The organism is Thermus sp. 2.9 (assembly GCF_000794385.1).
Taxonomy (GTDB): domain Bacteria; phylum Deinococcota; class Deinococci; order Deinococcales; family Thermaceae; genus Thermus; species Thermus thalpophilus.
This window is the reverse complement of record NZ_JTJB01000001.1, coordinates 1-20161: the sequence shown is the minus strand read 5'-3', so window position 1 is coordinate 20161 and position 20161 is coordinate 1. Positions and strand designations below refer to the sequence as shown.

The 20161-nt window shown below is 66.5% G+C and carries 16 protein-coding genes, 1 tRNA gene and 4 pseudogenes; 11 read left to right on the top strand and 10 right to left on the bottom strand.

What is annotated here, in order from left to right:
• Positions 1 to 3: 3 nt before the first annotated feature.
• Positions 4 to 543 carry a Uma2 family endonuclease gene (locus QT17_RS00100; protein ID WP_039454916.1) on the top strand — a complete coding sequence of 180 codons (540 nt, stop codon included), beginning with the start codon at positions 4 to 6 and terminating at the stop codon, positions 541 to 543.
• Positions 540 to 1589, top strand: coding sequence for a 23S rRNA (adenine(2503)-C(2))-methyltransferase RlmN (gene rlmN, locus QT17_RS00095; protein WP_039454913.1), 1050 nt, complete (start codon positions 540 to 542; stop codon positions 1587 to 1589). The genes QT17_RS00100 and rlmN overlap by 4 nt, the downstream gene beginning before the upstream one ends.
• On the opposite strand, the gene QT17_RS00090 is transcribed toward rlmN, so the two are convergent.
• Entirely contained in the window at positions 1558 to 2721 is a 1164-nt protein-coding gene (locus QT17_RS00090) for an acyl-CoA dehydrogenase family protein (protein WP_039454910.1), read from the bottom strand. The genes rlmN and QT17_RS00090 overlap by 32 nt on opposite strands.
• Positions 2722 to 2797: 76 nt before the next feature.
• On the opposite strand from QT17_RS00090, the gene QT17_RS00085 reads away from it, so the two are divergent.
• Positions 2798 to 3499 (top strand): Clp1/GlmU family protein, encoded by a 702-nt coding sequence (locus QT17_RS00085; RefSeq protein WP_039454905.1) that lies wholly within the window; start codon positions 2798 to 2800, stop codon positions 3497 to 3499.
• Here QT17_RS00085 and leuS read toward each other — a convergent pair.
• The 6 genes and pseudogenes from leuS to QT17_RS14110 all read right to left on the bottom strand — a co-directional run bounded on the left by leuS (position 3480) and on the right by QT17_RS14110 (position 9869).
• Positions 3480 to 6114, bottom strand: a pseudogene (gene leuS / locus QT17_RS00080) (leucine--tRNA ligase). The gene QT17_RS00085 and the pseudogene leuS sit on opposite strands and share 20 nt — an antisense overlap.
• Before the next feature lie 128 nt (positions 6115 to 6242).
• Positions 6243 to 7025 carry a YhjD/YihY/BrkB family envelope integrity protein gene (locus tag QT17_RS00075; RefSeq protein WP_039455459.1) on the bottom strand — a complete coding sequence of 261 codons (783 nt, stop codon included), beginning with the start codon at positions 7023 to 7025 and terminating at the stop codon, positions 6243 to 6245.
• Positions 7018 to 7143 (bottom strand): hypothetical protein, encoded by a 126-nt coding sequence (locus QT17_RS14660; protein ID WP_255347406.1) that lies wholly within the window; start codon positions 7141 to 7143, stop codon positions 7018 to 7020. Before QT17_RS14660 ends, QT17_RS00075 begins: the two co-directional genes overlap by 8 nt.
• Positions 7144 to 7151: 8 nt before the next feature.
• Positions 7152 to 8389, bottom strand: a pseudogene (locus tag QT17_RS00070) (glutamate-5-semialdehyde dehydrogenase).
• Positions 8386 to 9489, bottom strand: a complete 1104-nt coding sequence (gene proB / locus QT17_RS00065) for a glutamate 5-kinase (protein WP_039454903.1) — start codon at positions 9487 to 9489, stop codon at positions 8386 to 8388. The pseudogene QT17_RS00070 and the gene proB overlap by 4 nt, the downstream one beginning before the upstream one ends.
• A gap of 128 nt (positions 9490 to 9617) precedes the next feature.
• Positions 9618 to 9869, bottom strand: coding sequence for a hypothetical protein (locus QT17_RS14110; RefSeq protein ID WP_235283670.1), 252 nt, complete (start codon positions 9867 to 9869; stop codon positions 9618 to 9620).
• Between the two features lie 276 nt (positions 9870 to 10145).
• Between QT17_RS14110 and QT17_RS00055 the strand changes: the two are divergent.
• The 4 genes and pseudogenes from QT17_RS00055 to QT17_RS00040 all read left to right on the top strand — a co-directional run.
• Positions 10146 to 10469 (top strand): annotated as a pseudogene (locus QT17_RS00055) (hypothetical protein); the annotation flags it as partial.
• A gap of 79 nt (positions 10470 to 10548) precedes the next feature.
• A pseudogene (locus QT17_RS00050) lies at positions 10549 to 11836 on the top strand (extracellular solute-binding protein).
• Positions 11837 to 11886: 50 nt separating this feature from the next.
• The gene (locus QT17_RS00045) at positions 11887 to 12762 is read left to right on the top strand and encodes a carbohydrate ABC transporter permease (RefSeq protein WP_039454895.1); all 876 of its coding nucleotides are present in this window, start codon (positions 11887 to 11889) and stop codon (positions 12760 to 12762) included.
• The gene (locus tag QT17_RS00040) at positions 12759 to 13601 is read left to right on the top strand and encodes a carbohydrate ABC transporter permease (protein ID WP_039454893.1); all 843 of its coding nucleotides are present in this window, start codon (positions 12759 to 12761) and stop codon (positions 13599 to 13601) included. Before QT17_RS00045 ends, QT17_RS00040 begins: the two co-directional genes overlap by 4 nt.
• Here QT17_RS00040 and QT17_RS00035 read toward each other — a convergent pair.
• Together QT17_RS00035 and QT17_RS00030 are read right to left on the bottom strand one after the other, a co-directional pair.
• Entirely contained in the window at positions 13598 to 15175 is a 1578-nt protein-coding gene (locus QT17_RS00035; RefSeq protein WP_039454891.1) for a phosphoglucomutase, read from the bottom strand. The genes QT17_RS00040 and QT17_RS00035 overlap by 4 nt on opposite strands.
• 55 nt (positions 15176 to 15230) lie before the next feature.
• Positions 15231 to 17036: a peptidylprolyl isomerase gene (locus QT17_RS00030; protein ID WP_039454890.1), complete on the bottom strand. Its 1806-nt coding sequence runs from the start codon at positions 17034 to 17036 to the stop codon at positions 15231 to 15233.
• 44 nt (positions 17037 to 17080) lie between these two features.
• On the opposite strand from QT17_RS00030, the gene QT17_RS00025 reads away from it, so the two are divergent.
• The 4 genes from QT17_RS00025 (at position 17081) to QT17_RS00010 (ending at position 19671) form a co-directional block, all read left to right on the top strand.
• Positions 17081 to 17157 (top strand) — tRNA-Arg (locus QT17_RS00025).
• An 83-nt stretch (positions 17158 to 17240) separates the two neighbouring features.
• Entirely contained in the window at positions 17241 to 18374 is a 1134-nt protein-coding gene (locus tag QT17_RS00020; RefSeq protein ID WP_039454889.1) for an MFS transporter, read from the top strand.
• Between the two features lie 9 nt (positions 18375 to 18383).
• Positions 18384 to 19190, top strand: coding sequence for a universal stress protein (locus QT17_RS00015; RefSeq protein ID WP_039454888.1), 807 nt, complete (start codon positions 18384 to 18386; stop codon positions 19188 to 19190).
• Positions 19191 to 19239: 49 nt separating this feature from the next.
• Positions 19240 to 19671 (top strand): CBS domain-containing protein, encoded by a 432-nt coding sequence (locus tag QT17_RS00010; RefSeq protein WP_039454885.1) that lies wholly within the window; start codon positions 19240 to 19242, stop codon positions 19669 to 19671.
• Here QT17_RS00010 and QT17_RS00005 read toward each other — a convergent pair.
• Entirely contained in the window at positions 19668 to 20015 is a 348-nt protein-coding gene (locus tag QT17_RS00005; RefSeq protein WP_039454881.1) for a phage holin family protein, read from the bottom strand. The genes QT17_RS00010 and QT17_RS00005 overlap by 4 nt on opposite strands.
• Between the last annotated feature and the right edge of the window lie 146 nt (positions 20016 to 20161).

Genomic DNA, 20161 nt, shown 5'->3' with positions numbered 1-20161 from the left:
GGGATGACCGAGCGGGCCCTGCACCCCCTCACCGAGGAGGAGTACCTGGCCCTGGAGGAAGAGAGCCCCATCCGGCATGAACTCCTGGGGGGCTACCCCTACGCCATGGCCGGGGCCAGCCTGGACCACAACCTCATCGTCACCAATCTGGTAGCCCTTCTAAAGCCGCTGGCCCGGGCCAAGGGCTGCAGGGTCTATAGCGAAACCGCCCGGCTTAAGCTTTCCGAAGACACTTTCTACTACCCGGACGTCATGGTGGTGTGCGGCCCCAAAGCCCACCCCCTTTACGAGACCGCCCCCTGCCTGGTTGTGGAGGTGCTCTCCCGGGGCACGGAAGCCCAAGACAAAAGGGAAAAGCGCTCCCGCTACCTCAGCCTGCCAAGCCTCCAGGGTTACCTGATCCTGGAAAGCGAGGGACGGGGAGGTGTCCTCTACCGAAGAACCCCGGAGGGTTTCCGGGAAGAAACCCTCAAGGAGGCCTTCACCCTTCCTTGCTTGGAGGGAACCCTCGGCCTCGAGGCCATCTACGAGGGAGTCGCATGAAGCCAATCCTAGAATTGTCCCCGGAAGAACTCCCCGGCGAGGGATTTCGCAAGGCCCAGATCGCCCACTGGCTTTATGCCCGGGGCGTGCGGGACTTCGCCGAGATAACGGACCTGCCCAAGGCCCTGCGGGAAGCCCTAGCCAGGGAGTGGCGCCTCTCGGAGTTCGCCTTGGTGGAGGCCTACCCGAGCCGTGACGGGAGCGTGAAGTACCTCTTCACCCTCCTGGACGGGAAGAAGACCGAGGCGGTCTACATGCCCTACAAGAACCGCAAGACCGTCTGCCTCTCCAGCATGGTGGGCTGCCCCGCCGGGTGCACCTTCTGCGCCACCGGGGCCTTGGGCTTTGGCCGCAACCTCACCGCGGCGGAAATCCTGGACCAGCTCCTCGCCATCGCTCACCACCAGGGCATCTCCCCCCGGGAGATCCGCAACGTGGTCCTCATGGGCATGGGGGAGCCCCTTCTGAACCTCAAAAACGTCCTAAAAGCGGTGCGGGTCATGCTCCACCCCAAGGGCCTCGCCATGAGCCCAAGGCGCATCACCCTCTCCACCGTGGGCATCCCCCGGGGGATTTACCGCCTGGCGGAGGAGGATTTGGGGGTGCGGCTTGCCCTTTCCCTCCACGCCCCCGACGACGAGACGCGGCGGAAAATCATCCCCACGGCCCACCGCTACCCCATCGCCGAAATCATGGAGGCGGTGCGCCACTACTACGCCAAGACCAAGCGCCGGGTGACCTTTGAGTACACCCTCCTGAAGGGCCTCAACGACCACCCCTGGCAGGCCAGGCTCCTCGCCAAGCTCCTCAAGGGGATCAGCGCCCACGTGAACCTCATCCCCTTTAACCCTTGGGAAGGGGCCCCGGTGGAGGGGACGCCCAAGGCGGGGATTTTGGCCTTCGCCGAGGAGCTAAAGCGCCTGGGGGTGCCCACCTCCATCCGCTTCAGCCGCGGGCAGGACGTGGGGGCGGCCTGCGGACAGCTCGCCCTCAAGGCCCCCCAGTCCCTCACCTTCACACCGCTTCTAGAAGACGCCGGGCGATGACGAGCTTCAAGATCTCGCTCGTCCCCTCGCCGATGCGGGTGAGGCGGGCGTCCCGCCAGTAGCGCTCCACGGGGTAGTCCTTGATGTAGCCGTAGCCCCCCAGGATCTGGATGGCCTCGTCGCAGGCCTTCACCGCCACCTCGCTGGCGAAGAGCTTGGCCTGGGCGGCCTCGAGGGTAAAGGGCCGCCCAGCGTCCTTGAGGGCCGCCGCCTTCAGGTAAAGAAGCCTCGCCGCCTCCAGCTCCGTGGCCGCCTCCGCCAGCTTGAAGGAAACCCCCTGGTATTCAGCGATGGGCCGGCCGAAGGCCTCCCGCTCCTTGGCGTAGCGCAGGGCGTAGTCCAAGGCGGCCCGCCCCAGGCCCACCGCCATGGCGGCGATGCCGATCCGCCCCCCGTCCAGCACCTGGAGCACGTGGTAAAAGCCCTTACCCCGCTCCCCCAAAAGCCCCTCCTCGGGCACAAACAGGTCCTCCAAAAGGAGTTGCGCCGTGTCCGAGGCGTTTAGGCCCAGCTTCTCCTCCCTGCGCCCCACCTTCAGGCCCTTCTCCGGGCGGAAAAAGGCGAAGGCGGAGATGCCCAGGTGCTTCTTCTCGGGGCTTGGGGCGGGGTCGGTGCGGGCCATGACCACGTAGACCCCGGCCACGCTCCCCTGGGTGATGAACTGCTTGGTGCCGTTGAGGACAAAGCCCCCCTCCACCTTCCTTGCCTGCGTCTTGAGCGCCGCCGCGTCCGAACCCGAGCCGGGTTCGGTGAGGCCCCAGGCCCCAAGGAGCTCCCCCGAGGCCAGCTTGGGAAGGAAGGTCTCCTTTTGCCGCTCGTCCCCCGCCAGGAGAATGTGCCCCGTGGCCAAGGAGTTGTGGCTCGCCACGGTGAGGGCCAGGGAGCCATCGTGGTAGGCGATCTCCTCCACCATGCGGGCGAACAGGCGGGTGGAGAGCCCCGCCCCCCCATAGGCCTCGGGCACCACCGCCCCGAAGACGCCAAAGGCCGCCAGCTTGCGCACCAGCTCCCAGGGAAAAGCCCCGGTGCGGTCCCTTTCCGCCGCCCCCGGGGCTACCTCCGCCTTCAGGAACTCCCGGAAGGGCCCCAGGACCTGCCGCTCCTCCCCCGTTTCCTCAAACCAGAGCTCCATGGTGCGCCAAGTATATCACTTTCTTGCGAATCCGCAAAAAGGCGTCAGACCACAAAGGGGTGCTAGAGTTTTCCTCGTGCTCCTCCTCGTAGGCCCCACGGACGTGGGCAAGACCACCTTGGCCCATCGGCTCCTGGAAAGGCTCGGGGAGGCCTACTTCCTGGACCTGGACCCGGGGCAAGGAGCGCTTCCGGGAACCTTCACCCTCTTCCGCTACCGCGAAGGCGTCCTCACCCCCGTGCGCCGCTACCTCCTGGGGGCCACTTCCCCCGCCGGGGCCACGGCCCGGGCGGTGGTGGGGGCTTTACGCCTAGCCCGCCTCATCCCCCGGGGAAGCCCGGCGGTGGCGGACACGGACGGGCTTCTGGACCCGGAGTTCCGCCTCCTCCAAGCGGAGGCCCTAAGCCCGGCGGAAGTCCTCGTCCTGGGTTCGGAAGCGCTTTACCGGGCCTTCGCCTGGCGCAAGGACCTGAAGGTGCGCCTCGTTCCCCCCTTGCCCGAAGCCCGCCGGAAAAGCGCCAAAGCCAGGCGGCAAAACCGCTTGGAGCGCCTCCTTGCCCACTTCCAGGAGGCGAGGCCCAGGGTCCTGCCCCTCTCCCACTCCCTAGAGCCGGAAGGGCTTTACGGCCTCCTGGACGCTGAGGGGTTTTTCCTGGGCTACGGGCGGCTTTTAGCCTCTGCCCAGGGCGAGGGCCTCTTCCTCACCCCCGCCCAGGGCGAGGTGGCCCAGGTGGTGCCCACCCGCCTAGGCCTTACCCTTAGCGCGCTACCAGGTTGAGGATCTTCCCCGGCACGTAGATCTCCTTCACCACCTCCTTACCCTCCAGGTGGGCCTGGACGTTGGGGACCTTTTTGGCCTCCGTCAAGGCCACCTCCAGGGGGGCGTCCTTGGGGATCCGGATGGTGCCCCGCACCCGCCCGTTCACCTGCACCGCCACCTCCACCACGTCCTTCTCCAGGGCGCTTTCGTCCAGCTCAGGCCAGCCCGCCTCAAAGAGGCTATCGGGCCAGAACTGGTGCCAAAGCTCCTCGGCGATGTGGGGGGCGAAGGGGAAGAGCATCTGCAGGTAGTAGCGGACGGCGGTGCGGTACACCGGGGTCACGGGCCGCTGGCGGCGGTACTCGTAAAGGGCGTTCAGGAGCTCCATGAGGGCGGCGATGGCGGTGTTGAAGCGGAGGGCCTCGAGGTCCTGCGTCACCTTCTTCAGGGTTTCGTGGAGCTTCCCATAAAGGGCCTTGTCCTCCCCCTCCAGGTCCTCCTTCCGGAACTTCCCCGTGGTGGCCAAAAGAGCCTCCTTGTCCTCCATCACCCGCCGCCACACCCGGTTCAGGAAGCGCCAGGCCCCTTGCACCCCCTCCTCGGTCCAGACCATCTCGTTCTCGGGCGGGGCGGCGAAGAGGATGGTGATGCGGGCGATGTCCGCCCCCTCCTCCTTCACGAAGGGCCCCACCATGACCCCATTGCCCTTGGACTTACTCATCACCGCGGGCTTCCAGAGGTGGAGGGTGCCGTCCTTGTGGGGCCTGAGCTCGGCCCCCATCTTCTTCACGTCCTCCAGGGAGAGCTCGCTTTCGGCCATCTCCAGCTGGATGCGGGTGGGCTCGGGCAGGCGCACCCGATCCCCTTCCACCTCCACCGGGCCGAAGTCCGTCCAGGCCATGACCATGCCCTGGGTGAAGAGGCCCTTAAAGGGCTCCTCCACCCCCACCATGCCCAGGTCGTGGAGGAACTTGGTGAAGAAGCGGCTGTAGAGGAGGTGCAGCACGGCGTGCTCCACCCCGCCGATGTACTGGTCCACCGGCATCCAGAAGTCCGCCTTCTCCCGGGCGAAGGGTAGGCGCTCGTTTTTGGGGTCGGTGTAGCGCAGGTAGTACCAGGAGCTGTCAAAGAAGGTGTCCATGGTGTCGGTGTCCCGCTTGGCGGGGCCTCCGCACCGGGGGCAGGTGGTCTCGTAAAACTCGGGGTGGGCCTCCAGGGGGCTTTTTCCCTTGGGGCGGATGTCCTCCACGTCCTTGAGGTCGGGCAGGAGGACGGGAAGCTCCTCCTCGGGCACGGGCACCACGCCGCAGGCGGGGCAGTGGACCATGGGGATGGGGGTGCCCCAGTAGCGCTGGCGGCTGATGAGCCAGTCCCGCAGGCGGTAGGTGATGCGGGCCTTACCCAAGCCCTTTTCCTCCAGCCAGGCGATGACCTTCCGCTTGCCCTCCTCGCTCTCCGTGCCGTCAAAGGGGCCGGAGTTCACCATGATGCCCGGCTCCTCGTAGGCCCCCTCCAGGGGCTCGGGAAGGGGCTCGCCGGGGCGTTCAATCACCTTCTTGATGGGGAGGCCGTACTTCTTGGCGAACTCGTAGTCCCGGCTGTCGTGGGCGGGCACGGCCATGATGGCCCCGGTGCCGTAGCCATAGAGCACGTAGTCGGCGGTCCAGATGGGGATCCGCTCCCCGGTGGCGGGGTTAAGGGCGTAGGCCCCCAGGAAAACCCCCGTCTTCTCCCGCCCTTCCGCCTGGCGCTCAATCTCCGTCTTGCGCTTGGCCGCCTCCACGTAGGCCAAGACCTCCTCCCGGCGCTCGGGGGCGGCAAGCTCCAGGGTCAAGGGGTGCTCGGGGGCCAGGACCATGAAGGTGGCCCCGAAGAGGGTGTCGGGGCGGGTGGTGAAGACGGTGATCCTCTCCTCGCGCCCCTCCACGGGGAAGTGGATCTCCGCCCCTTCCGAGCGGCCGATCCAGGCCCGTTGCATGGCCTTCACCTTCTCGGGCCAGTCCAGGCCCTCGAGGTCCCGAAGGAGCCGGTCGGCGTAGGCGGTGATGCGCAGGTACCACTGCTCCAGCTCCCGCTTTTCCACCAAAGTGTCCTCGTGCCGCCAGCAACGCCGCCTCCACCACCTGTTCGTTGGCGAGGACCGTCTGGCACTTGGGGCACCAGTTCACAAGGCCCTTGGCCCGGTAGGCCAGGCCCTTCTCCCACATCTTGAGGAAGATCCACTGGTTCCAGCGGTAGTAGTCGGGCTCGCAGGTGGTGACCTCCCGGTCCCAGTCGTAGAGGATGCCCATGAGCTCCAGGCTCTCCTTGGCCTGGCGGATGTTCTGGTAGGTCCACTCCTTGGGGTGGACCCCAAACTTCAAGGCGGCGTTTTCCGCCGGCAGGCCGAAGGCGTCCCAGCCCATGGGGTGAAGGACCTCGTAGCCCTGCACCTTCCGGAAGCGGGCCAAGACGTCCCCCATGGTGTAGTTCTTCAGGTGGCCCATGTGCAGGTCCCCGGAGGGGTAGGGGAACATGACCAGGACGTACTGCTTGCCCCGCTTCCCCGGCTCCTCCTTGGCCTTCATGAAGCCCTTCTCTTTCCAGAAGCGTTGCCACTTGGGCTCTATGGCGTGGGGGTTGTACTTCTCCATGTTCGCCTCCTCAAAAAAAACCCTTCCCGGTAAGGGAAGGGGACGGCCAGGCCCCTTCCCTTTAGGGGGCTAGCCTGGCCGGGCGCATGCCCCCATCTTACCCCTTTTTGCTTCCTGGGGAAAAGGCGCTAGTCTTCCAGGACCCGGGCCGCCAAGGCCCCAAGGAGAAGGGAAAGGAGGAGCAGGTAAAGCCCGAGGAGGGCCAGGACGAACCCCGCCAGGGGGCCGTAGAGGAGCTCGTACTGGGAGCGGGGAAGGAGCGCGGGAAGCCCAAGCCGCACCCCCTCAAAGAGGAGGGCCGCCATCCCCGCCCCCACGCTTAAGGGAAGGAGGTCCCGTAGGCCCCGCACCCCGCGGAAAAAGGCGTAGGTCAGAAGGAAGAGGCAAAAGGCGGCAAAGAGGGGTAGGAGGAGCTCCAAAGGCCCCAAAAGGCCCCGCCAGGCCGGGGGCAGGTAGCGGAGGAAAAAGCCTAGGGCCAACCCCAAAAGGGAGAGGAGGATGAGGGCGAGGCCGAGGAGAAAGGGCATGAAAAGGCCTAAAAGCCGGTGACGCACCCCCGGGGGCCGGCCGAAGAGGAGGCCCAAGGCGTAGCTCAGGGCGGCGAAGAAGTTGCTCCCGGACCAAAGGAAAAGGAGGCCGCTTCCCAGGGTGAGGGGAAAGGCGCTTTGCGAAAGGAAGCGGAGGAGGTCCTGGGCGAGCTCGGGCCGGGCGGGGAAAAGGGACAAGGTGAGCCCCTCCAGGGCTTCCTGGAGCTCCTTTTGCCAAAGGGGGTTCCCCGCCAATACCAGGCCAAAAACCCCCACCAGGAGGAAAAGAAGGGGCATGAGGGAGAGAAGGGCGTAGTAGGCGAGGGCGGCGGCGAAGAAAGGAACGTGGGCCTCGGTGTAGAGGGCCAAGAGCCGCCTAAACAGGGAACACCACCCCCTCCGGGTCCAGCGCCCCAAGGCCCCGGTAGACCGCAGCTTGGACCTCCCCGTAACGGCCCACCTCCCCAAGGGCCCGGACCGCCCACCCCCTTTCCCCGCCCATGGGAACGCCTAAGCCCTCTCCTGCCCCTCCCCCAGGGCCACCCACTTCAAGGTGGTGAGCTCTAGGGGGCCCATGGGGCCGTAGGCGTGGAGCTTGGAGGTGCTGATGCCGATCTCCGCCCCCAGGCCTAGCTCAAAGCCGTCGTTGAAGCGGGTGGAGGCGTTCCAAAGGACCAAGGAGGCGTCCACCTCCTCCAAAAAGCGCCAAGCCGCCTTGGGGTCCTCCGTGCAGATGGCCTCCGTGTGCCGGGAGCCGTAGCGGGCGATGTGGGCCAAGGCCTCCTCCAGGCCCGAGACCACCTTGACCCGGAGGATGAGGTCCAGGTACTCCCGGTCCCACTCGTCCTCCCGGGCGGGCACCGCCTCCTTGAGGAGGGGAAGGGCCCGGGGGCAGGCCCGAAGCTCCACCCCCTTTCCCGCATGGCCCCTTCCAGAAGGGGCAGGAAGGCCTCCGCCACCTTCTCGTGGACCAGGAGGGCCTCGAGGGCGTTGCACACGGCGGGGCGCTGGGTCTTGCCGTTCAGGGCCAGGCGGAGGGCCATGGAAAGGTCCGCCTTCTCGTCCACGTAGAGGTGGTTCACCCCCTTGGCGTGGGCTAGGACGGGCACCCGGGCCTCTTTCTGCACCAGGCGGATGAGCTCCTCCCCTCCCCTCGGGATGAGGAGGTCCAAAAGCTCCAGGCGGCACATCTCCAAAATGGCCTCCCGGTCCGTGGTGGGCACCAGGGAGACCGCCTCCTCGGGAAGCCCCGCTTCCCGCAAGGCCTCGTGCCAGAGGCTCACCAAGGCCCGGTTGGAGCGGAAGGCCTCCTTGCCGCCCCTTAGGAGCATGGCGTTTCCCGCCTTCAAGGCCACGGCCACCGCCTCCACCGTGGCCCCCGGGCGCGCCTCGTAGATGAAGCCGATAAGGCCCAAGGGCACCCGGATCCGGCCCACCCTAAGGCCATTGGGCCGCTTGCTTAAGCCCTCAATCCGGCCCAAGGGGTCGGGCAGGGCGGCGATCTGCCTGAGGCCCTCCGTGAGGGTCTTGAGGTCTTTCTCCTTTAAGGCGAGCCGGTCCAGCTTGGCCTTGGGAAGCCCCGCCCTTTCCGCCTCCTCCAGGTCCATCTGGTTGGCCCGTAGCACCTCCGGCCAGCGCTCGGAAAGAAGCGCCGCCATGCGCAAAAGGGCCTCGTCCCGCCTCCCCTTGGCGAGGAGGGGCAACTTGGCCTTCGCCCTTTCCGCCAGTTCCCTCAACCCCAAGGTCATGCTTCCTCCTTTAGAGCCAGGTGGTCCCGGTGGACCACCTCCTCGGTGTAGCGGTAGCCCAAGATGGCCTCAATCTCGCTGCTCTTTCGCCCCTTGATCCGGGCGATCTCCTCGGCGGCGTAGTTGGCAAGCCCCACCCCCACCTCCTCCCCCCCTTCGGCGAGGAGGCGCACCGCCTCGCCCCGGCCGAACCGCCCCCGCACCTCCTTGATCCCGGCGGGAAGGAGGCTTGCCCCCCGCTCCTTCAGGGCCCGCACCGCCCCTTGGTCCAAAACGAGCTCCCCCTTGGGGCGCAGGAGGCCGTAAAGCCAGGCCCTTTGCCCCCGGTAGCGCCTTTGGGCGTGGAAGTAGGTGCCAAGCGCCCTCCCTTCCAAGGCCTCCACGACGACCCCGGGCCGCCTCCCGGGCAGAAGAAGGGTGGGGATGCCCACCCACCCCGCAAGCCGGGCGGCGAGGAGCTTGGAGCGCATGCCGCCACTTCCCAAGGGGTTTCCCTCCCCAGCGTGCCGCAGAACGGAAGTGGGGTCTAGCACCTCGAGGATGGGCTTGGCCTCGGGGTTTTGCTTCGGGTCCTCCTCGTATAGGGCGTCCACGTCGGAAAGGAGGAGAAGAAGCCCCGCCTCCACCAAAGCCGCCACCCGGGCGGAAAGCTGGTCGTTGTCGCCAAAGCGGATCTCCTGGAAGGCCACGGTGTCGTTCTCGTTGATGACGGGGATGGCCCCCAGGTCCAAAAGGGCCTTCAGGGTGGCCTTGGCGCTCAGGTAGCGTTCCCGGGAGGCCAAGTCCTCCGCCGTCAGCAGAACCTGGGCCACGGGAACCCCCCGAAAGGCCTCCCTCCAGGCGGCCATGAGAAGGGGTTGGCCGATGGCGGCGAGGGCCTGCTTTAAGGGCATGTCCTGGGGGCGGGGAAGCCCCGTGGCCGACATCCCCGCCGCCACCGCCCCGGAGGAAACCAGGACCACCTCCCGCCCCGCCGCCTTCAGGGCCAAGACCTGGCGGGCGAGCTCGGCCATGACGCCTAGGTCCAGCCCCCCAGGCCCCGCCAGGACCGCGCTTCCCACCTTGACCACCAGCCTTTTTGCGGAAAGCCCCGGCCGCATTAAGGTTCAGGATAGCACCCCCTTATCCCCCTACCCCGATTCTGTCTATCTGTCTAGGAGTTCTCGCTCTGATCCTTCCTCGCCAGGAAACGACCATCCCGGCAGATCGCCCGTCCCTCCACCTGGGCCTAAGCCAGGGTGGTCCGCGGGTGCGGAGCCAAGACCCGCAAGAGCCGCACCTGGGGGGATTGTCCCTCCCGGCTCCCCCTTAGGGTCTTCCCGTCCACCACCCACACTGCATCCAGTTGGGCTTTGGGGAAGAGGGAGAGGAGGGTCTTTTGCAGGCCTTTGGGGCCCAGGCGGGGGAGGAGGGAGGCGATGGCGTGGTGCCCCGGGGGGTTGGCGCGGGCGAAGCAGGCCACGCCGCGAAGTGAGTCCACGCGGCGAAGGAAGGCCAGGAGTGATGAGGGCCAACGGGCTCCACAGGGGGTATTGCCGATTCTTGCCCCGGGGTCGGGGACTTGGGCCAGTACCTCGCGCGGGGTTAGGGCTACCTCAAGGCTTGTATAGCGGTCAAGTCTGGGGCAAGCCCACAGCTGGTGGGCTTGCCTTGCAAACCTCGTCTACGGTATACATCCTAGCACCATGGGCAAGCGCGGCTTTCCCCGGCGAGAACCAAGCCCCAAAGAGGTCCTCACCCACCGCCTCCGCCTCGCCCAGGAGGTGGAGGCCCACCTCGCACACCAAGACCCCGACCCCCCCTTTACCTCATGGACACCACCGGCCTGAGCTACCGGAGCAAGGACCAGGTACTGCGGTACCGCAGGGGGGAGGAGGTGCGGCGGGTGCGGGGGCATAGCCGGCTCCTGGCCCTGGTGCGGTGGGAGCGGGGGATGAAGACGGGGCTTAGGGGTGGGTATTTGGCGGAAAGGAAGCCCAAGACGGCGATGGTGCGGGCGTTCTTGGAGCTTTTGGCTTATGGCCTCAGGGTTCTCTTTTCCCTCCTCCCCCCTCCTCCGGGGTACAAGGCGATTTACTAGGCAAGCCCACAGCTGGTTGACAGGGGCAGGGGGTGGGGGGTAAAATCCACCCTGGAAAAGCTTCCATAGGAGGTTTCGTATGAGGCGCAGGGAGTTTCTTAAGAAGGCAGGGGTGGGCCTGGCGGCGAGCCTGGTGCTGGGCCCGGCGGTGGTGCGGGCCCAGGCCGGGCCCGTCATCCGGGTGGCGGGCGACTCCACCGCCGTGGGGGAGGGCGGCCGCTGGATGAAGGAGATGGTGGAGGCCTGGGGGAAGAAGACGGGCACCCGGGTGGAGTACATTGACTCCCCCGCGGACACCAACGACCGCCTGGCCCTTTACCAGCAGTACTGGGCGGCCAAAAGCCCCGACGTGGACGTCTACATGATTGACGTCATCTGGCCGGGCATCGTGGCCCCCCACGCCCTGGACCTGAAGGGGTACTTCAGCGAGGCCGAGCTCAAGGAGTTCTTCCCCCGCATCGTCCAGAACAACACCATCCGCGGCAAGCTCACCTCCATCCCCTTTTTCACCGACGCCGGCATCCTCTACTACCGCACCGACCTCTTGCAGAAATACGGCTACAAAAGCCCGCCCCGCACCTGGGCCGAGCTGGAGCAGATGGCCCAGAAGGTCATGGAGGGCGAGCGGCGGGCGGGCAACCGGGACTTCTTTGGCTTCGTCTTCCAGGGCAAGCCCTACGAGGGCCTCACCTGCGACGCCCTAGAGTGGATTTACTCCCACAAGGGCGGGCGCATCATAGAGCCCGACGGCACCATCAGCGTGAACAACGGCCGGGCCGCCTTGGCCTTGAACACCGTCCGGCGCTACGTGGGCACCATCGCCCCCCAGGGGGTCACCTCCTACGCCGAGGAGGAAGCCAGGAACGTTTGGCAGCAGGGCAACGCCCTCTTCATGCGCAACTGGCCCTACGCCTACGCCCTGGGCCAGGCGGAGGGGAGCCCCATCCGGGGCAAGTTCGCCGTGACCGTGCTGCCCAAGGCGCCGCCGACGCCCCCAACGCCGCCACCCTGGCGGCTGGCAGCTTATGGTCTCCGCCTACAGCCGCTACCCCAAGGAGGCCGCGGACTTGGTCAAGTACCTGGCCTCCTACGAGGTGCAGAAGGACAACGCCGTGCGCCTTTCCCGGCTTCCCACCCGGCCCGCCCTCTACACCGACCGGGACGTTTTGGCCAAAAACCCCTGGTTCCGTAGCCTCCTTCCCGTCTTCCAAAACGCCGTCTCCCGCCCCTCCGATGTGGCCGGGGCCAGGTACAACCAGGTTTCCGAGGCCATCTGGACCGAGGTGCATAGCGCCCTCACCGGGCGGAAGACGGGCGAGGTGGCGGTGCGGGACCTCGAGGCCCGCCTGCGCCGCATCCTGCGGTAAAAAACCCCTTTCCCGGGGGGCGGTGAGCCCCCCGGGTTTACCCTAAAGCCATGCTCACCCAAAGGCAGGTCCGCCTGGCCTGGCTCCTGGTCCTTCCCACCTTGTTGGTGGTGGTCCTGGTGGCGGGCTACCCCTTGGCCCAGGTCTTTTACTGGTCCTTCTTCAAGGCCGACATCGCCTTCGTGGAGCCCCCCGTGTTCGTGGGCCTGGAAAACTACCGATTCCTCCTCCAGGACCCCGATTTCCGCCAGTCCCTTTGGAACACCCTGAAGTTCACCGTGATCTCCGTGGGCCTGGAAACCCTCTTGGGCCTGGCCATCGCCCTCGTCATCCACTCCAACTTCCGGGGCCGGGGCCTGGTGCGCACCGCCATCCTCATCCCCTGGGCCATCCCCACGGTGGTTTCCGCCAAGATGTGGCAGTGGATGCTCCACGACGTGTACGGGGTCATCAACGTGATCGGGGTCAAGCTTGGCCTCCTGTCGCAGAAGGTGGCCTTCTTGGCCCGCCCCGAGCTCATCCTCCCCTCCATCATCGCCGTGGACGTGTGGAAGACCACCCCCTTCATGGCCCTCCTCCTCCTGGCGGGCCTCCAGCTCATCCCCGAGGAGCTCTACGAGGCGGCCAGCATAGACGGGGCCACCCGCTGGCAGCAGTTTTGGACCATCACCCTGCCCCTCCTCACCCCCGCCCTGGTGGTGGCCCTCATCTTCCGCACCCTGGATGCGCTTCGGGTCTTTGACGTGATCTTCGTCATGAGCGGGGCCAACCCCGCCACCCGCTCCCTGGCCATCTACAACCGCCAGACCCTCATTGACTTCCAGGACCTAGGCTACGGCTCGGCCATCAGCGTGGCCATTTTGGCCCTCATCTTCGTCTTCGTGATCCTCTACATGCGCACCATCGGAAAGGAGGCCCTCAAGTGAAGGCCTTTTGGCGCGCGGCCAACCGGGGGCTTTTCTACCTCCTGGTGGTCTTCGTGGTGGTGTATAGCGTCTTTCCCTTCTACTGGGCGGTGATCTCTAGCTTTAAACCCTCGGATGCCCTCTTTTCCCCCGACCCCAGCTTTTTGCCCATTCCCTTCACCTTGGATCACAACAAGAACGTCTTCCTTCAGGCCAACTTCGGCCGCAACCTGCTGAACTCCCTCATCGTGGCCGGGGGTGCCACCCTGCTCTCCTTGGTCCTGGGGGTTCTGGCCGCCTACGCCCTGGGCCGGCTTCCCTTCCCCCCCAAGAACGCCGTCTTGTACTTGGTCTTGGCCATGACCATGTTTCCCCAGATCTCCGTGCTGGGGGGGCTTTTCATGCTCCTGAGGCAGACGGGGCTTTTCAACACCCACCTGGGCCTCATCCTCACCTACCTCCTCTTCACCCTGCCCTTCACGGTCTGGGTGCTGGTGGGCTACTTCCGGGGGCTTCCCCGGGAGCTGGAGGAGGCGGCCTACGTGGACGGGGCCACCCCCTTGCAGACCCTCCTAAAGGTGATGCTCCCCCTCACCGGGCCTGGGCTGGTGACCACGGGGCTTTTGGCCTTCATCGCCGCCTGGAACGAGTACCTCTTCGCCCTCACCTTCACCGTGGGGGACGCGGTGAAGACCGTTCCCCCCGCCATCGCCAGCTTCGGCGGGGCCACCCCCTTTGAGATCCCCTGGGGCTCCATCATGGCGGCCAGCGTGGTGGTCACGGTCCCCTTGGTGGTTCTGGTCCTCATCTTCCAGGGGCGCATCGTGGCGGGCCTCACCGCGGGGGCGGTGAAGGGCTAGGAGGCCAGGGCCCGCTCCAAAAGGGCGAGGGCCGAGCGGAGGACCTCCTCCAGGTGGGCCTCATCCTTGAAGCTTTCCGCGTAGACCTTGGCCACGTCCTCGGTGCCGCTCGGCCGCACGGCGAACCAGGCGCTTTGGGTCACCACCTTGAGGCCCCCCAGGGGCTCGCCGTTGCCTTTGGCGCGGGTGAGGACCTCGAGGATGGGCTCCCCCGCCAGGATCCTTTCCCCAAGAGCTTCCGGGGATAGCCGGGCCAGCCGGGCCTTGGCCTCCGGGCTCATGGGAATGTCCTTGCGGGCGTAGAAGGGGCGGCCCAAGGAACGAGCGAGGGCCTCGTAGACGAGGTCGGGGGCCTCGCCCCGCTTGGCCTGGAGCTCGGCGGCGAGAAGCCCCAAGAGGATCCCGTCCTTATCGGTGGTGAAGGGCCTCCCGTCAAAGCGCAGGAAGCTCGCCCCGGCGCTTTCCTCCCCGCCAAAGCCGAGCCAGCCCGCCAAAAGCCCCTCCACGAAGTGCTTGAAGCCCACGGGGGTTTCGTAGACCTCCCGGCCCAGGGCTTGGGCCACCCGGTCCAGAAGGGCGCTGGTCACGGCGGTCTTGCCCACCTTGGCCCCCGGCCAGGTGCGGGTGGTGTAGAGGTGGTGGACGGCGGCCGCCAGGTAGTGGTTGGGGTTCATGAGGCCCCGGGGCGTGACGATGCCGTGGCGGTCGGCGTCGGGGTCGTTGCCGATGGCCAGGTCAAACCGCTCCTTCAGCGCCAAAAGCCCCGCCATGGCGTAGGGGCTGGAGCAGTCCATGCGGATTTTGCCGTCGTGGTCGGGCGGCATGAAGCGGAACGTGGGGTCCAGGGTGGGGTTCACCACCTCCAGGTTCAGGCGGTAGGCCTCCGCCAGGCGTTCCCACACCTGGAGGCTTGCCCCTCCCAGGGGGTCCACCCCGATCCTGAGGCCGCTTGCCCGGATGGCCTCGAGGTCCACCGCCTCCTTCACCTTCTCCACGTAAAGGCCGGCGAAGTCAAAGGGCTTGGCCCGTTCCTTGGCCGCTTTGAGGGGGATCCGCTTCACCCCTTTAAGCCCCTCCGCCAAAAGGGCGTTGGCCCGGGCCTCAATGGCCTTGGTGAGGCGGGTGTCGGCGGGGCCGCCCGTGGGGGGGTTGTACTTGAAGCCCCCGTCCTCGGGGGGGTTGTGGCTTGGGGTGAGGAGGACCCCGTCGGCCTTGGCCGTGTGGCGGGCGTTGTGCTCCAGGATGGCCAAGGAAACCAAGGGCGTGGGGGTGTAGCCCTCCCCCACCTCCACGAACACCTCCACCCCGTTGGCGGCGAAGACCTCCAGGGCCGTGGCCCAGGCGGGGGTGGAGAGGGCGTGGGTGTCCTTGGCCAGGAAGAGGGGCCCCGTGGCCCCAAAGGAGGCCCTGAGGTCGGCGATGGCCTGGGCGATGGCGAGGACATGGGCCTCGGTGAAGGTGCCCTTGAGGCTGCTTCCCCGGTGGCCGCTGGTGCCGAAGGCCACCCGCTTTAGGGGGTCTTGCGGGTCGGGGATTTCCTCATAATACAGGGTGAGGAGTTGCACAAGGTCCATGGCCCCATCTTAAAGGGGGAGGCCAAAGGCCTCCCCCCATGCCGTGCCCAAGGGCCTAGGGCTTGGCGGGGGTTTCCTGGGGAGCCTCCTTGGGCTTTTCCTCCATTTTGGGGGTGAGTTCCGCCAGGACCTGGCTCAGGCGGTTTTCCACCTTAGCCCCCTTCCTCAGGTCCTGGATGAGGGCCTGGGCCTTGGCCTGCCGCTTCCGGGCGATGATCCCTTCCCGGGCCTCCTCCGCCACCTGGGGGTAGGGCTTTAGGACCTCCGCCTGGCGGTTCTTAACGAGGAGCACGGCGAAGGTGCCGTCCTCCAGCTTCACCACCTCGCTCACCTCGCCCAAAGGCCCCTTGGGGAAGGTTTCCTTCACCTTGAAGACCAGGCGGTCCAGGACGGCGGGAAGCTGGTTGGGGTTTACGGTGCCGTACTCCGTCACCGTTCCCTCCTGGGCTTTGGCCAGGGCCTGGAGGTCCCCGCCCCTCAGGGCGGCCTCGCGGAAGGCCTTGGCCTTGGCCTCGTTCTGGAAGACCACCCCCACCACCTCGGCGCTGGCGGGCACGGTGAAGAGGGCGGGGTTTTCCGCATAGTAGCGCCTGGCCTCCTCCTCCGTGGCGGTCACGTCCCGGGTGGCGTAAAGGACGTAGGCCTGGGCGATCTCGTCCTTGCTGCCGATGAAGGGCTGGCCGCTTTTCTTGGCCTCTTCCACCAGGAGTTCCCGGTCAATGAGGCTCTCCAGGGTCTGGGGCAGGAAGAACTGCACCGCCAGCTCCCCCAGGCCCTGCTGAATGAGCGCCGCCGTCTGCTGGTTGGAAAAGACGGGCTGGAGCACCTGGGAAAGGAGGATCTCCTTCCCGTTCACCGTGGCCACCACGGGGTTTTGGTAGGTGTAGGGGCTGTCCTCGGCGAAGCGTACCTGGGCTTTCTTGCGGAGCTCTTCCAGGTAGGCCTCGAGGGCCCCGTTCCCCTTGGCCTGCGCCGCGTCCTTCTCCACCTGATCCTTGACCTCTTCAAAGCTCGGGGCCTTGGCGGGGAGGTATTCCTCCACCTTCACCAGGTAGTAGCGCCCCCCGGCTTCCATGGGCCCCACCAGACCCGGGCCCTTGAGGGCGAAGACCGCCTCGGCCACCTTCTCGGGGAAGACCACCTTGGTCACGGGCTTGGGCTCGCTTTCCCCGGGGCCTGCCCCCAAGGCGCCCCCCTGCTCCGCCCCCACCTTGGAGTACTGCTTGGCCAAGGCGGCGAAGTCCTCCCCGGACTTGGCCTTGGCGGCCACCTCCTCCGCCAGCTTCTTGTCGTCCAAAACGATCTGCCGCGCCCTCACCCGGGGCTCGCCCTTGTAGTTTTCCTGGTGGACCTCAAAGTAGAAACGTGCCTCTTCTGGGGTGGGCTTGGCGCTGGACCGGATCTGCTCCAGGCGCTTTTGGATCTGGAGTTGCGTCTTGATCTCTCCCCTGAGCTCCGCGTCCGTGAAGCCGATCTGGTTCAGGAACTGCTCGTAGGCCTTCTTATCCTTCAGGCCGTACTGCTCCCGGATCCGGTCCACCTCCTTGCGCACCTCGGCGCTCCCCACCCGGACGCGGGCAGCATCCTGCTTCAGGGCCTCGGTGAGGATCACCTGCTCCAGGAAGTGGGTGTCCACCAGGGTCTTCAAGAGCCCTTGGGGGTTAGCGGCGTAGAGGGGGTCGTTCCCCTGGAGCCTAAGGAGGTCCAGCTCGTAGACCGCCTTCCCGTTTACCCAGAGCACAGGTTTGCCCCGCGCCTGCTGCCCCGCCTTTGGGGTGAAGAGGAGGATGGCCCCCACGGCGAAGGCCAAGGCCAGTAAACCGAAGAGGATGGTGATGATCCGTCTGTTGATGCCAAACACTTGACCGCCTCCTCCTGTGCGTGCTAGGATAGCTCCCGCTGAGTGCGCCCGTAGCTCAGCTGGATAGAGCGTCGGCCTCCGGAGCCGAAGGTCAGAGGTTCGAGTCCTCTCGGGCGCGCCATTTTTCTTTTTAGACCCCGGAAAGCCCGTAGCACGAAGGGATTTTAGCACACTCCCCGTGAGAAACCGGTTTAGGATGGAGGGGTGTTGCCCCTCCTCCTTGCCTGGCTTCACACGGTGAACGACCTCTTCTCCAACTTCCTCACCCCCCTCTTGCCCAAGCTCATGGCCCACTTCGGGGTGGGCCTGGGCACCGCGGGGCTTTTGGTTTCCGCTTACTCCCTCACGGGAAGCCTCCTCCAGCCCTTCGCCGGCCTGGTGGCCGACCGGGTGGACCGGAGGCTCCTCGCCGCCTTGGGCCCGGTGCTGGTGGCCTTGGGAATGGGCTCCTTAGGGCTTTGGCCTAGGTTTGAGGTTTTGCTCTTGGTTCTGGGCGTGGCGGGGCTCGGCTCGGCCCTCTTCCACGCCTCGGGGGCCAGCCTGGTGGGGGAGTTCGCCCCGGCCCAAAGGCGGGGGTTTTGGCTATCCTTTTTCGGCTCCGCCGGCTACCTGGGGCTTTCCCTGGGGCCCATGGTGGCCCTCTTCGCCGTGGGTGCCTTGGGGCTCAAAGGGCTCATCCTCCTCACCCCTTTGGCCCTTATCCCGGCCCTTTTCCTCCTCCGCCTGCCCCCGGTCAAGGGGCGGGGGAAGCCCGCCGGGCTTAAGGACTTCCTCCGGGTCTTCCGGGGGGACGTGGCCCGGCTTTGGGGCATGGCCACCTTGCGGAGCCTGGTCTTCATGAGTTTTTCCACCACCTTGCCCTACTGGTACGCCACCCGGGGGCTTTCCGACGCCTACACCGCCTTCAGCCTTTCCGCGTATAGTCTTTCCGCCACCTTAGGGGCCTTCCTGGGCGGCACCCTATCCGACCGCTTCGGGCGCAAAAGGGTGCTGGTGGGCACCTTGAGCTTCGGCCTTCCCCTTTACCTGGCTCTGCTTCTCTTGCCCCCGGAAAACCCCCTCTACCTCCTCCTTCTGGCCGTCACGGGGGCCTTGATGAACGCCGGCATCCCCGTGGCGGTGGCCCTGGCCCAGGAGCTGGAGCCCACCCAGACCGCCACGGTTTCCGGCCTCCTCATGGGCTTCACCTGGGGCTTCGCCGGGCTTTTTTACGCCCCCATCGGCCACCTGATTGAGCGCCTGGGGGTGATGCCGGTTCTTTTGGCCTTGGGGGCTTTGCTCCTGCCCGCTTGGGAGCTCGCCCGGAGGGTGCGGGGGGTGAGGACTCAGGAAGCGTAAGATGGCTTTATGAGAATCCTCTTGGCCACGGATGGTTCCCCCCAGGCCCGGGGGGCGGAGGTGCTGGCGGAGTGGCTATCCTACAAGCTTGGCGCCAAGCTCCTGATCCTCTTCGTGCGGGACGTGCGGCTGGTGCGGGTGCCGGAGCTTTTGGACTTCGGCGCCCTGACCATCCCGGTTCCCGCTTACCGGGAGGAGCTGGAAAAGGCCCTCACCGCCAAAGGGGAAGCCCTTCTCTCGCGCCTGGCGAAAAGCGCCAAGGAGGCGGGGATCCCCGTGGAAACCCTGATGGAAACCGGGCTTCCCCACGAGGTGATCCTGCGCCACGCCCGAACCGCGGATCTCCTGGTCTTGGGGCGGAGCGGGGAGGCCCACGGGGGAAGCTTCGCCGGCCTAGGGAGCACCGTGGACCGGGTGCTGAGGGCTTCCCCCACCCCGGTCTTGGTGGCTCCCGTGGAATACGTGGAGCTCACGGGGGCCCTTTTGGGCTACAACGCCTCGGAAAGCGCCGTGCGCGCTCTCCACACCCTGGCGGCCTTGGCCAAGCCCTTGGGGCTAGCGGTGCGGGTGGTGAGCGTGCACGACGACCCGGTGCAGGCCTCGGCCTGGGCCCTCGAGGCCGAGGCGTACCTCAAGGACCAGGGCCTTCCCACGGAGGCCTTGGCCTTCTCCGGTGACCCGGCGGAGCACCTCCTCGCCCTCCAGGGCCCGGAGGACCTTTTGGCCCTCGGGGCCCCGGTGCGGCGCCTTGTCTTGGGGAGCACGGCGGAGTACGTGGTGCGCCACGCCGTGGGCCCCGTCCTCACCGTGCGATAAGGTTTAGGCCCCCTTGGTATAATGAACCCCTAAAGGGAAAGGGGGGTTCATGACGGTACGCCAGGTGTTGCTCCACAAGGGGAGCCAGGTCTACGCCATCCACCCCGAGGCCACGGTGCTGGAGGCTTTGCGGAAGCTCGCCGAGCACGACATCGGGGCCCTTTTGGTCATGGAAGGCGAGCGGCTTCTGGGCATCTTCTCCGAGCGGGACTACGCCCGCAAGCTGGTTCTTCTGGGCCGCTTCTCCAAGGACACCCGGGTGGGGGAGGTGATGACCCAAGACCCCATCACCATCCCCCCTGAGGCGGACTTGTCCCAGGCCATGCGCCTCATGACCGAGCACCGGGTGCGCCACCTGCCCGTGGTGGAAGCGGGCAAGGTGGTGGGCGTGGTGTCCATCGGGGACGTGGTGAAGGCCATCATCAGCGAGCAGGAGGTGCTCATCGGGGAGCTATCCCGCTACGTGACGGAAAACCGCTAGTCCCGGAAGAGCCAGTTGAGGAGGAGGCTTACCAAGGAGAGGATCAAAGCTCCCACCAAGGCCCCGCCGAAGCCCTGCACGGAAAGCGCCGTGACCTCCGCCACCAAGTAGAGCACCGCCCCGTTCACCACCAGGGTGAAAAGCCCCAAGGTGAGGAGGTTCAAAGGCAGGGTGAGGAAGAGAAGAATGGGCCTTAGAAGAGCGTTGGCCAACCCCCAGATAGCCCCCGCCACCAGGTAGTCCAAAAGCCCCGCCCCCGGGTCAAACCGGACCCCCGGGTAAAGGAGGGTCACGAGCCAAAGGGCCAGGGTGTTGAGGAGTAGCCTCACCAAAAGCCCGCGCATGCCTCTAGCCTAGCAAGGCGACCCTTAGCCTTCTCGGGCTTCCCTGGTCCGGGAACCCAGACCGGGCTTACCTTGCAAACTTCGCCTGCAGTATGCATCTCAGCGCCATGGGCAAGCGCGGCTTTCCCCGGCGAGAACCGAGGCCC

What these genes read in the sequence shown, in the direction of transcription:
- QT17_RS00100 (WP_039454916.1), top strand. Translation starts at nt 4, where the DNA reads ATGACCGAGCGGGCCCTGCACCCCCTCACCGAGGAGGAGTACCTGGCC.
- rlmN (WP_039454913.1), top strand. Translation starts at nt 540, where the DNA reads ATGAAGCCAATCCTAGAATTGTCCCCGGAAGAACTCCCCGGCGAGGGA.
- QT17_RS00090 (WP_039454910.1), bottom strand. Translation starts at nt 2,721, where the DNA reads ATGGAGCTCTGGTTTGAGGAAACGGGGGAGGAGCGGCAGGTCCTGGGG.
- QT17_RS14660 (WP_255347406.1), bottom strand. Translation starts at nt 7,143, where the DNA reads ATGGGCGGGGAAAGGGGGTGGGCGGTCCGGGCCCTTGGGGAGGTGGGC.
- proB (WP_039454903.1), bottom strand. Translation starts at nt 9,489, where the DNA reads ATGCGGCCGGGGCTTTCCGCAAAAAGGCTGGTGGTCAAGGTGGGAAGC.
- QT17_RS00045 (WP_039454895.1), top strand. Translation starts at nt 11,887, where the DNA reads ATGCTCACCCAAAGGCAGGTCCGCCTGGCCTGGCTCCTGGTCCTTCCC.
- QT17_RS00035 (WP_039454891.1), bottom strand. Translation starts at nt 15,175, where the DNA reads ATGGACCTTGTGCAACTCCTCACCCTGTATTATGAGGAAATCCCCGAC.
- QT17_RS00015 (WP_039454888.1), top strand. Translation starts at nt 18,384, where the DNA reads ATGAGAATCCTCTTGGCCACGGATGGTTCCCCCCAGGCCCGGGGGGCG.
- QT17_RS00010 (WP_039454885.1), top strand. Translation starts at nt 19,240, where the DNA reads ATGACGGTACGCCAGGTGTTGCTCCACAAGGGGAGCCAGGTCTACGCC.
- QT17_RS00005 (WP_039454881.1), bottom strand. Translation starts at nt 20,015, where the DNA reads ATGCGCGGGCTTTTGGTGAGGCTACTCCTCAACACCCTGGCCCTTTGG.